This is a genomic window from Bacillus sp. 005/A4HT-01/001 (assembly GCF_004634445.1).
GTDB lineage: Bacteria > Bacillota > Bacilli > Bacillales > Bacillaceae > Bacillus > Bacillus altitudinis.
Genome location: NZ_SEIZ01000009.1, coordinates 75384 through 87693 on the forward strand (window position 1 = coordinate 75384; position 12310 = coordinate 87693).

Below are 12310 nucleotides of genomic sequence, written 5' to 3' on the forward strand. Positions count from 1 at the left end.
CCTTTCATAAACGATGAAAAAGGACAGACGATCATCGCCTATCCTTATTTCAACGTCTTATTCGTGATCTTTTGTGTTTAGTTCAGCAATCAGGCTTTCAATTCGGTTACCGTAGTCTACAGACTCATCGAATTCAAAGTGAAGCTCTGGTGTTTTGCGAAGTCTGATTCGATTGCCAATTTCAGAGCGGATATACCCTTTCGCCTTTGCAAGGCCTTTTAAGGTTTCCTCTCTTTTCTTCTCGTCGCCAAGAACAGAAATATAGACTTTAGCAATTTGCAAATCACCGGATACTTCAACATCCGTTACAGTCAAAAAGCCGATTCTTGGATCTTTTAGCTTTCTGCCAAGGATGTCGCCTAATTCTTTTTTCATTTGCTCACCCACACGGGTTGCTCTCATACTCATGATCTTATCACCTCTAATTAAAACCACTCAGTTTTCGTGATCGTTCGTTCAATTTCCGGAAAAGAATCAATAAAGCTTAACACACGCTGAAGTTCCTTTTCCACTTGAACCCGGGAGGAGGAAATGACGGCGATTCCGATCGAAGTACGCTGCCATGTATCCTGATAGTCCATTTCAGCAATGGTCACATTGAATTTATGGCGCGTTCTTGTCATGATACGCTGCAGAACCGCACGTTTTTCCTTCAGTGAGGATGCATCATAGATCATACACTCACACTCGGTATAACCGATCATTTTCTTTCGATTTCTTGCATAACGAATGATTCCATGACATCACCTTCACGGATATCATTGTATTTCTTAATGGTAATACCACATTCATAACCTTGTGAAACTTCTTTCACATCGTCTTTGAATCGTTTTAATACGTCGACTTCACCTTCAAAGATGACGACGCCATCACGAATTAAGCGGATACCACTGTCTCTAGTAATGGTACCTTCAGTGACATAGCCACCAGCAATTGTACCGATTTTTGATACTTTGAACGTTTGACGAACTTCAACTTGACCGATGACTTTTTCTTCATATTCAGGGTCAAGCATCCCTTTCATCGCAGCTTCAATTTCATCGATGACTTTGTAGATGATGCGGTGTAAGCGGATATCTACGTTTTCTGTTTCAGCTGTGCTCTTCGCATTGCCATCAGGACGTACGTTAAATCCGATCACAATCGCATTAGAAGCACTTGCTAAAATGATATCAGATTCTGTAATCGCTCCAACACCCGTATGGATAATTTTCACTTTTACGCCTTCTACTTCAATTTTTTGAAGAGCTGCCGTCAGTGCTTCAGCAGAACCTTGTACGTCTGCTTTTACGATTAAGTTGATATCTTTCACATCACCTTGTTTGATTTGCTCAAATAGGTCATCGAGAGATAATTTCGCTTTGTCTGAACGCTGTTCATCAAGTTGTTTAGACGCACGCGCCTCACCGACTTGACGAGCTGTTTTTTCATCTTTGAATACGAGGAACTGATCCCCTGCATGCGGTACATCATTTAAACCAGTGATTTCAACAGGTGTAGATGGTCCTGCTGTTTTCACGCGGCGTCCGATGTCATTGACCATTGCACGTACACGGCCAAATGTATTTCCGACAACGATTGGGTCACCTACTTGAAGTGTACCAGTTTGAACGAGAAGGGTTGCAACAGAACCTCTTCCTTTATCAAGCTCAGCCTCGATCACAGTTCCTTTTGCCGCACGATTTGGGTTGGCTTTTAGTTCTGCTACTTCGCTGACAAGAAGGATCATTTCGATCAATTCGTCAATGCCTTCACCTGTTTTTGCAGATAAAGGAACGAAAATGGTTTCGCCGCCCCAAGCCTCAGGTACAAGACCATGCTCAGTTAATTCCTGCATCACGCGGTCAGGGTTCGCTGTTGGTTTGTCAATTTTATTGACAGCCACAATGATTGGCACCTCTGCCGCTTTTGCGTGGTTGATCGCTTCAATCGTTTGCGGCATGACACCGTCATCTGCTGCAACGACCAAGATCGTCGTATCTGTTACTTCAGCACCGCGTGCTCGCATCGTAGTGAAAGCTGCGTGTCCTGGTGTATCAAGGAACGTGATTTTCTTGCCGTTTTCTTCAATTTGGTATGCACCAATATGCTGCGTAATTCCACCCGCTTCGCCTTCAACAACTTTCGTTTTACGAATGCTGTCAAGAAGCGTTGTTTTCCCGTGGTCAACGTGTCCCATGATCGTTACGACTGGAGGGCGTACTTGCATATCTTCTTCTTTATCTTCAACTTCATACTTTTCAAGTTCAGTTTCTTCTAAAATGATGACTTCTTCTACTGGAACACCATATTCAGAAGCAATTAATTCGACTGTATCTTTGTCGAGCTCTTGGTTGATCGTAGCCATGACACCAAGCATCATCAGTTTTTTGATGATTTCAGCAGTTTCTTTGCCAAGCTCGTCAGCAAGCTGGCCGACTGTCATTGAATTTGTAAATTCAATTTTTTCAGGAAGCTCTTTTTTCGGCTTCACAGGTCTTGCTTGCTGATGCTGCGCCTTGTTGTTGCCGCCGCGTTTATTTTTGTTTTTGTTTTGGTTGTTGTTTTTTTTGTTTTTATTAAATTGATTATTCTGCACGTCATTCTTCTTTCTATCATTGTTTTTGTTAGATGATTGTTTTTTTTGTTCTGCGGGTTTCTCGTTAGCTGTCTCTTTTGCTTTGGCTTTTTTATAGATAGCGTCTAGCTTTTTCACAGTGTCGTCTTCAAGCGTCGCCATGTGGTTGTTCACTTCCACGTTCATATCCTTAAGCGCTGCTATAATATCTTTACTTGAAACATCTATGGCTTTTGCGTATTCATATACTCTCACTTTAGCCATTCGTTCACCCCCAAATAAATTAATCGAGCAAGCTTATGAGCTTCTTAGCGAAGCCTTGGTCAGTGACAGCGACAACTACGCGAGCTTCCTTCCCTATAGAACGTCCGAGAACGGAACGGTCTTCAACTTTTCTAACCGGAACATTGTAAAATTTGCATTTGTCAGATACCTTTTTCTCTGTGTTGGATGAGGCATCTGCTGCAAGAAGAACCAGCTTAGCACGCGCATGTCTAATTTCTTTGATCACCAGATCTTCTCCTGACACGACTTTACGAGCTCGATTTGCTAGACCAAGCAAAGGATACCATTCAGATTCAGTCATTAGGTTTTTTCACCTTTTCAGCTAGTTCTAGTAATTCTTCAAAAATGTGTTCGTCAATCTGTGTCTGAAATTGCTGCTGTAAACTACGTTTGTTCTTCGCCGCAAGAATGGTTTCTTTATCGAGAGAAAGGTAAGCGCCGCGCCCGTTCATTTTTCCGGTTGCGTCAACAGACACTTCACCTTCTTTTGAACGAACAACGCGAATCAGTTCTTTCTTTGGTTTCATTTCTCCCGTCACGACGCATTTTCTAAGCGGGATTTTTTTTCGGCTTTTCACCTTTTATATCACCTCTTATTCGTCAGATTCCTCAGCTACTGGTTCAGCCTCTAAGAAAAGAGATTCAGAGTCTTCAGTTCTTGGGAAAATACCGAGTTCTCTTGCATCTGTTTCGCTTTTAATGTCAATCTTCCAGCTCGTTAATTTCGCTGCAAGACGCGCATTTTGACCTCTTTTGCCAATGGCTAATGACAGCTGATAATCAGGGACAATGACAGTTGTCGCCTTATCTTCTTCATTTACAATGACATCAAGAACTTTTGATGGACTTAACGCATTGGCAACAAATTCAACAGGGTCATTAGACCAATGAACAATGTCAATTTTTTCGCCTTTCAGCTCATTGACAATTGCTTGTACACGCTGACCTTTAGGTCCTACACAAGAACCAACTGGATCAACATCAGGATCATCTGTACGAACAGATATTTTAGAACGGTCCCCAGCTTCTCTAGCGACAGATTTAAGCTCTACAGTACCATCATAAATTTCTGGCACTTCGATTTCAAATAAACGCTTTAAAAGACCTGGGTGTGTTCTTGATACATAAATTTGTGGTCCTTTTGTTGTTTTTTCTACTTTCGTAATGAACACTTTAATGCGGTCATGTGGTTTGTAGTCCTCATTTGGCATTTGTTCGTTTACCGGAAGAAGGGCTTCGATTTTGCCAAGTGACACGTAAATGAATTTACTGTCAATTCGCTGAACGATTCCCGTCATGATGTCTTCCTCACGATCGATAAACTCAGTGTAAATCACACCTCGCTCTGCTTCTCTCACTCGCTGCGTCACGACTTGTTTCGCTGTCTGAGCTGCAATGCGTCCGAAATCTTTTGGTGTGACTTCAATTTCAACCACGTCACCAACCATGTAATTCGGGTTCATATTTGCTGCATCATCTACAGAGATTTCAAGGCGAGAATCATACACTTCATCTACAACATCTTTTCTTGCGAATACGCGAATCGTTCCCGTTTCACGGTTTAAATCAACACGCACATTTTGTGCTTGGTTAAAATTACGCTTGTATGCAGAAATGAGTGCAGCTTCTATCGCTTCAATAATAATTTCTTTACTAATGCCCTTCTCTTTCTCAAGAACAGTCAGGGCATCTAACAACTCACTACTCATTTTTATGGTTCCCCCTTATATCAATGAAAAGGTTAATTGAACGAAACTGCTAATCTTGCGTTAGCAATTTTTTCGTATGGAATATTGATCTCTTTCTTTCTTGTCTTGATCTTCACTGTCACTGTTGCAATCTCACCATCAAAGCTTGTAAGCTCACCTTCAAATGCCTTTTCACCATCAATTGGTTCGTATGTTTTCATGAAAACATTTTTTCCAAGTGCTTTTTCAAAATCAGCTTTTTTCTTTAATGGGCGCTCCGCTCCAGGAGAGGACACTTCAAGAAAGTAGTTTTGGCTAATTGGATCTGCCTCATCAAGCTTTTCGCTCAAGGCTTCGCTCACTTTGGCACACTCCTCGATATCGACGCCTTTGTCAGAGTCAATAAATACGCGAAGGAACCAGTTTTGACCCTCTTTGACAAATTCAACATCAACGAGTTCAAGCTGTAAGCCATCTAAAATTGGCTGCACCATGTCGCTTACGATATCCACTACTTTTTTGCTCATTCTCTTCCTCCTTGTGCTTTCGATAAACGCTCTTATCAATCATTCTGCATAAAAACCCTGCTTTATTGTGAGCAGGGGGAGCAGAAAACGGATGAATAATGTCGAGACAAAAATTGCCTGTTCAATACAAAAGAGCGGGTTTCCCCACTCTTGTCTCGGTAATCGTTAGCATTTCCATAAAAACTATACCATATCCAATTTTTTTATGCAAATGAAGTTCCTTATAAACAGGCATTCTTCATCAGTTCTTTTCATTCATTCTTTTGGCGTGTTCACGAATGATTTCTGCCTCCCGGCTCTCCTTTAAAACTCGAAAACCGTCATAATCCGGGTAGAGGGAATCATCGTCTTGAATGCTTGTTAAAATCCAAAATTGGCTACCTGCGCCTCCGAGCTGTTCAATTGTCTTCAGCCAGCTATCATATACATCAGGACGGGCTGCTTGATTTTGATAGCCAAACTCTTCTAATACAACAGGTTTGCCAATTGCGTTTCCTCGGGTGATATGATCTTTAATCCATTTCACTCCCCATGCAGCAGACTGATTCCAGTGATCCGGGTATAAATGATAGGTTCCATAATCAATATGAGGGAGAGCAGTCAAACGATCCCAATCAACACCTTCTCCCCCATTGTAAAACCAATCGTCATGACCTGTCATGCGAAAGAACCCTTCGTCTCCTACTGCAACAAGGTGATTCGAGTCAATTGATTTGATCCATGCACTCATTTCATCTGCCCAGTTTACTAGTATATCTCCCGAAGGGTCTGACTGAGCGCGCGGCTCATTGGCGAGCTCCCATGTCATGATAGCAGGATCATCTTTATATTGAACACCTGAGTACGTATTGGTTCTCTCTAATACATAGCGCACATAGTTTTTGTAAGCTGTTTTAATCCGAGAATCTGTATAAAAGTGATCATGTGATCCTGCCTGAAACCACTTCACATATTGATTCATCCCGCCAAAGTCATCCCAATTGTTCACGAGTGGGATGACCAGCTTGATTCCTTCCTGCCCTGCTTTATAAATCGCATAGTCTAGTTTTTGAAAACCGGATTCTTCATAAACACCTGGACGAGATTGTAAGACTGAGTTTTCTTGAGGGGTACCATCGTGAAATCCCCAAATACGAATAACCTTTAAATCCATTGCCTTCATATCGTCAAAAACAGCATCTACCATCTTTTTTGATTTGTAATGGAAATAATAATTATTTGTGCCAGCAAAGTAAAATGGGTGGTTGTTCAATACAAAATGTGTACCAGATGTTTGCGCATAGGAGGAGGCCTTTACAGTCAGAGTGAACCAACCCGCCCATAAAGTGATCAGCAGCATAAAACAAGCCACTCGTTGAACCCATTTTTTCATTCCATTCTCCTCCTCACAATCTCTTATTCTACTGGTACGATGATATCTAGTTGAAGCGGTGTTTGTTTAGTTGAATCAAGTTCAATCGTCTGCTGCTGCAACATTTTACTTTCTTCACCAATTCGAACCTCATACGTCCCGTGAAACGCTGGACATGTCACTTGGCCATTCGCATCTGTTTTTTCCACTCTTTGTGTCGTCCACTCCTGTAGAAGCTTTTCATAACGCCTGCCCGCTTCATTTAACGACCAATCATGATTCACGATGGCTGCGTGCTCACCTCTCCAATGAGCACCCGCCCAAAATCCCCACATCAGCACACCTTTTACGGCTGGATGACTAAAGGCAACCCGATATAAAGCTTCTAAGTTATCCGCTCGTCTATTGGCATCCGGATGAACAGAGTCATACTCTGTCACCCATATCGGTAGACCAAGCTCAGCAAGCACATCTAGTCTTTGTTTTACAACAACTGGATCCACTCGATCTTCAAAGTGACCTTGAACTCCAATGGCCTCAACTGGTGCCCCCAACTGACGAAGTTCATTGATATGTGCTTTATATGCGTGATGTTCGCCGTATGAGATTACATTATAATCATTGACAAACAGCAAGGCTTGAGGATCAATTTTTTTCGTTTCTTCATACATCCATTTCCAAATCTGTTTCCCAAACCGGTCTTTAAAAAATGAACCATGCATCATTTCGTTGTTTACATCCCAATGACGGAATTTCCCTTTGAAATGATTGCCTGCATGCTCAAGCCGCCTTTTCATGGCTTCATATACTTCATGATTCGGTAATGATTTCAGCCAGTTTGGATTGGCATCCTCTACCTCCCAAAATAAGGCGTGCCCCCTCACTGGAATTTGGTGTCTATTGGCAAAATTCAGCATGGCATCTGCTTTTTCGTAGGTTATTTTCCCTCTTTCAGGCTCATTTGCATACCATTTTGCCTCATTTTCAAACACAGCCCAATTAAAATGTTGAACAAAAAAATCAGCATACGTTTGATTGAATAGTACTTGGTCATTCATTGCTGAACCAAATGCAAATTCATGTCTGATTTGTTTTATTTCAACCTCTATTCCGGCTAAGGGCTTTTTTTCTTTATCGATGACATTTATGACAAGCTCTCTTTGTCTATGTTGTAAGATTCGATCATTTGCTTCTTTTCTCCAGCTTTGATTTTCTTGTTCCTGTGATCCGCCATTCGATGAATGATTCATAAATTCTTTCTTTTTAACCATAATGACATCACCTTTGCTTTCACTTCATTTATCTTATGAGGAGACCGCCGACTAAAAAAGCCGGCAGCTGCACTACGTTCTATTCGTTTATGAGACGATGGTATTCTGCATAAGCCGTAGCCATATCAACTTGCGACCAGAAACGGTGATAGGTGAAACTTGGCGCTCCGTTTTCCCATTTGCCTGTTGCTTCATTAAAAGATGATTGATATTTACTCTCCAGGGCTGACCAAGCTGGGTCTTGCTTGATTTTCGGACGAAGATCTGCAAAGCTCGTATACACTCCGTTACCTCCTCGCTGCGGGTCAGAAGGAATGGTGCTGGAACCAGGGATCTGATTTCCTTGACCAAATGTTCCGTTCCAGCCATTTGGGAAGTACACTTCTTTTTTAAAGAAACGGTGGTAGTCTTCTCTGTCTTCCTCTGTCACAATCCCTACACCATCATTGTAATTCCAAGCAACCTCAAGGAGCTGTGCCGCTGTCTCTTTTGCTCTTATGCCAAGTGCTGTGTAGTTTCCTGTCTCTTTCTGTGTTGCAGCAGCAAAGAATGTGAGCGCTTTGATGAGACTGCCCAGTACACCAGTATCTTGAGTAGGATCTTTTGTAACTGCCGTTAAATTTGGATTACCTGTTGCAGATTGGAACCCGCTCCAAGTGTCAGGCTGACCGCTCCATTCTATATTCCCAGGAATCCAAAACTCTCCGGGTGCACTCGTCGTAGCAACAGCAACATTGGTCCCCCCTAGAATTCTTTGACCATGACCATCTAAAAAATATCCATCTTGATCCGACACAGGACGAGTGCCAATAAAAACGTAATCTAGTGAATAGTTGACCCATTTTGTGATGACAGATTTGGCCATTTGGAAATTTTCAGATGTTTTGTCTCCATCTTTTGCAAAGATATAATAAAGCTCTGCTACACGCTCAATCGGCCATGCTTGCATTCCAAACCAGTTATTGGACGGAGGATCATGGTAAACAGGCGCATCTTCATAAGCCATATCATAAAATGTGCTTCTTCCTGCTGGATAAGCGCTATAGTCTCCATTCCAACTGTTGGTAGCACCTCCTGCAATCGCTCCCTCTTTTGATTGAAGCCAGACGTAAAATTCAAGCTGTCTCTTTAACGTCTTTTCCCAATCACTTGCACCAGTCGGTGACGATGGCTTTAAGCCTCCCTTATCTGAGGATAAAGCGTAGGCAGCGACTGGGTTTTGATACCCTTGATGACAATGGCTCGCTCCGATACGCCATGACCAATTTGCATATTCTCCAAGTCCCCCGCCCCAAGAGGTGTACCATGCCATTAAGTGATGACATGCACTTTTTCCATTTCCAGGATACGGATTACCTTGCTTGCCGCTTCCAATTGTTTGAAAATATTTATCGTACATTCCGTAACGAAGGAAATCCCCCATCTTTTTCGCTTTATCAAGATAGGCTGACCCATTATAGCCAAGTTCCTTTGCCCAATACATTGCCTGTATCGCACGTGCATCAGCGTCCGTCGCATTTGTGTAACGCCACTGGGCGGCTGGCGCTTGATTTTCTTTTGTAAACAAGCTCATGAAACCTTCATTGGGCTTTCCGGCAGTTTTATCATCTTGTGATGGATGAGGGATGGCCTCCCATACGGATTCTTGCGGACCCCGCTGAAATGTGTTTACATATGCGGCTGTATGTGATGGGTTGAGCAAATTCCCATATTCATACCAGTTGTCTACATCAAGAAGCCAGTGCATTAAATACGTTTCATTCGTTCCGTAAGTTGACCTCAGTTCATGATCAATTGGATCTTGACCAGCAGGACGAGCACCCGTCAACTGACTCGGATATTGATCTGGATATGGTTTTTCTGAAGCGTATGTGGCTGGGCTAGATGGATTGTAAGAGCTCATATGCGGCTGTTCGTCATGTCCATCTTCGTTTACTGGAATGATAAACTTCTCCATATTATCCCAAGCAGCTTCTAGTTTGCTCCAATCGCCTGTGTAATGCCCATACAATACTTCAAGCCATAACCAGTAGCTGTAAGCTTCTGAAGTGGTCATATGCCCGTAATCAGGCGCCTCGCAAATGAGTGTCTCAACGGAATGATACGGAATGCCTTCTTTTGAAAAATATCCATTCGCATCGTTTTTCATTTGATGATAAAGCGCTAAAAACCGTTCTTTATTTGTCATGTCCTCACCCTTTATATTTATTTATTCGGAAGCGTACCAAATGCTAAAATACCTTGATCAAAAACAGGAATTCTCGCTGTTTTCTGCATATTGGATGTTAATCCTTGAAAGGAATAATCATTTGAGGCATCCCATATATTCGCACCATTTGGCGCAGATAACCGGAACTGTATTTCCTTCTTATGAAGCGATTCGCCTCCTGGAAAAATAGCTACGCCAGTAAAATCGATTTCTGTAAAATAGATATGGGATGATGCGTCATACACCGTTAACGGAGTTAAGGAAGCGCCTTCATTGTAAACAGCTGTCACTTGAATATCTTTATCAGTGAATCCCTTCGCAAATATCTCACTTAGATTGACATAATATCTAAAAGAAAGTGATTGACTACTTCTTGCCGGCCAGCCTGATCGATTGTATAGAATGGCTTTGATCTGAGTAGATGTTGTATCGTTACTCATGACAGCTGCCTCTACAAAAAACTCATCTTCCACTTTTTCTTTAGGCGGAAAATTCGGCAGCTTTGACTGCCCCTGACCAAACAACTGCACCATTTTGGCTACATTTCCAGTAAAGGCGGCATTATAGTCTGTTGCTACCTCGTTTGATACATAGTCAGAGATGTCATCGGTATACTGATCCTGTGCATTAGGCCCCCCAACAAGCGCTCCATAAAGCGTGTGCCGATGAGAAGAAGGAGTTGTCAGCTGATTAGACCATGAGCCATGTGCAGTTCGATGGTGTGGATGCATCGGCGGATTTTTGCCAAACCCAACGACATAGCTTCTATTTTGCGGATTATCCCCTAACATATAGTGTGTTTGCCTGATCGCAAACGTTTGGTATCGATTCTTTTTTTCTTGATCAGAGACCCAATCTGCGTACACAAACGCTAAAAATGCAGCATTTGCTGTATAACGAAGTGAACCCCATTGATCTAACCACGCTAGTCCGCCAGGCGTATAAGTGATTCTTTCTACTTTTCCATTTTGAACAAAACCCGTCGACCAGTAATCGAGATTACGCTCTGTCGATTCGATAAACCTTTTCTCCTTTGTGATTCTCGCAAGTAAAATTTGCGAAGCAAAAAAGGTATTGTCCCACGACATCGTAAACGTATAGTCCCAATCCTTCGGCCATTCTTCTACTGCTTTTAGTGCTTTGTTTAAATAGGTCTGGTCATTTGTCGCCAAGTACAGCCATATTCCACCCCAAATGAGCTCATCAATATAGCCGCTCCAGGAATTATAAAATGGCTGAGCATTGGTGACACAATCTGTATACTCACCGCGATATTGGTCAGCAAATGCATAAAGCTGTTTTGCATGGGTGAGAAGCTTTGCTGCATATGGCGCGTCTGTTTCTTTAAAAATAATTGAACCTGCTGCTAAAGCGGCTGCCGTTTGGGCGGCTACTTCTGTTCCTGGACAATGTTCATCAATTTTAAATGCTGGCCGGTTCATCGGCATCACTTCTGCTGGACCCCACCAGCCATGATCCGCGTTCCCATCGCCTACTTGTGCCCAAAATTCATTTGGACCTGTATGGGCTTTCAAAAAATAATCGGTTGCCCACTTGATTTGATCTAACATATCATCAAGCAGCTCTGCCTCTTCGTAAGCTTCTCGGTACTCATAGACTGTCCATGCAAGCACGGCTGCCGAGTAAGCCATCGGAAGCCCGAACTTCACATGATCACCAGCATCGTACCAGCCGCCTGTTAAATCATGACCAACATCTTTCCCATCCTCTAGTCCAGAATCCCCTCGCCAGTTAAGACGATTGCTTTCAGGAAGCTTTCCGGAACGCTGGGCTTCGTAAAACAAAATAGATTTTTGAAGCACCTCTACATAGTTGTAATCTGACATGTACCTACTTCTCACCCCTTCTTTTTTCTTAAACGTGAAACATTGAACAAGAAATGACCACCTCCTTGTCATTCCGTACGTGTTTTGTACAGTGTTGAAAAGAATCAAGCGTGTTTCAAAAATGTGCATAGTAAACAGCCATCAGCTTGACGCTCACCGAGGGTTTTCTCCTGATTCTTCATGTGACTGTACCCAAAATGATCATATGTCGTATGAGAACATTTCAGACGGCTAAATTCTCTTTTTTGCTCTATTTGGGTAGAAAGAATGACATACAATCTCTTCTCTCAAAACACGACGTTAAATCAAGATATATGAACCAACAAGAAAATAATTCCAGTTAAAATATTTTAGTTTACATAATAATTTTATTGTATATATAAAAAGAACGCCCTTTAAGGGCGCTCAGCTTGTAGAGAAACTCATGTTTTTCTACAAGCTTTTTTATTTTCACCATCATTATGATAGGTGAGATTAAATGAAAAATATGAAAAAGGTCTCCCACACACCTAGCCTAGCTTTGCTAGGTGTGTGGCAATCTTCTTCATGTTCTGGCAGGCAGCTGTGAGAAGCAC

At 42.2% G+C, this 12310-nt stretch carries 11 protein-coding genes; all 11 read right to left on the reverse strand.

Features of this window, described 5'->3' with window-relative positions:
• Window positions 1-57 precede the first annotated feature (57 nt).
• Window positions 58-408: a 30S ribosome-binding factor RbfA gene (gene rbfA, locus ES896_RS18780; protein ID WP_007499525.1), complete on the reverse strand. Its 351-nt coding sequence runs from the start codon at window positions 406-408 to the stop codon at window positions 58-60.
• Window positions 409-425: 17 nt separating this feature from the next.
• The gene (locus ES896_RS18785; protein ID WP_017359071.1) at window positions 426-704 is read right to left on the reverse strand and encodes a DUF503 domain-containing protein; all 279 of its coding nucleotides are present in this window, start codon (window positions 702-704) and stop codon (window positions 426-428) included.
• The gene (infB, locus tag ES896_RS18790) at window positions 701-2821 is read right to left on the reverse strand and encodes a translation initiation factor IF-2 (RefSeq protein WP_007499526.1); all 2121 of its coding nucleotides are present in this window, start codon (window positions 2819-2821) and stop codon (window positions 701-703) included. The genes ES896_RS18785 and infB overlap by 4 nt, the downstream gene beginning before the upstream one ends.
• Before the next feature lie 19 nt (window positions 2822-2840).
• Entirely contained in the window at window positions 2841-3143 is a 303-nt protein-coding gene (locus tag ES896_RS18795; RefSeq protein WP_007499528.1) for a YlxQ family RNA-binding protein, read from the reverse strand.
• Complete coding sequence (rnpM, locus tag ES896_RS18800) at window positions 3136-3420, reverse strand: RNase P modulator RnpM (RefSeq protein WP_008344742.1); 285 nt, start codon at window positions 3418-3420, stop codon at window positions 3136-3138. The genes ES896_RS18795 and rnpM overlap by 8 nt, the downstream gene beginning before the upstream one ends.
• A 15-nt stretch (window positions 3421-3435) precedes the next feature.
• Window positions 3436-4551, reverse strand: coding sequence for a transcription termination factor NusA (nusA, locus tag ES896_RS18805; protein WP_003211013.1), 1116 nt, complete (start codon window positions 4549-4551; stop codon window positions 3436-3438).
• Between the two features lie 32 nt (window positions 4552-4583).
• A complete protein-coding gene (gene rimP, locus ES896_RS18810; RefSeq protein WP_008344744.1) occupies window positions 4584-5057 on the reverse strand; it encodes a ribosome maturation factor RimP in 474 nt (157 codons plus the stop codon).
• A 241-nt stretch (window positions 5058-5298) separates the two neighbouring features.
• Window positions 5299-6429: a glycoside hydrolase 5 family protein gene (locus tag ES896_RS18820; RefSeq protein WP_135227175.1), complete on the reverse strand. Its 1131-nt coding sequence runs from the start codon at window positions 6427-6429 to the stop codon at window positions 5299-5301.
• A gap of 23 nt (window positions 6430-6452) precedes the next feature.
• Entirely contained in the window at window positions 6453-7679 is a 1227-nt protein-coding gene (locus ES896_RS18825) for an endo-1,4-beta-xylanase (RefSeq protein ID WP_017367260.1), read from the reverse strand.
• A gap of 79 nt (window positions 7680-7758) precedes the next feature.
• Complete coding sequence (locus tag ES896_RS18830; protein ID WP_135227176.1) at window positions 7759-9867, reverse strand: glycoside hydrolase family 48 protein; 2109 nt, start codon at window positions 9865-9867, stop codon at window positions 7759-7761.
• Between the two features lie 17 nt (window positions 9868-9884).
• Window positions 9885-11735 carry a glycoside hydrolase family 9 protein gene (locus ES896_RS18835; RefSeq protein ID WP_060781061.1) on the reverse strand — a complete coding sequence of 617 codons (1851 nt, stop codon included), beginning with the start codon at window positions 11733-11735 and terminating at the stop codon, window positions 9885-9887.
• Window positions 11736-12310 lie beyond the last annotated feature (575 nt).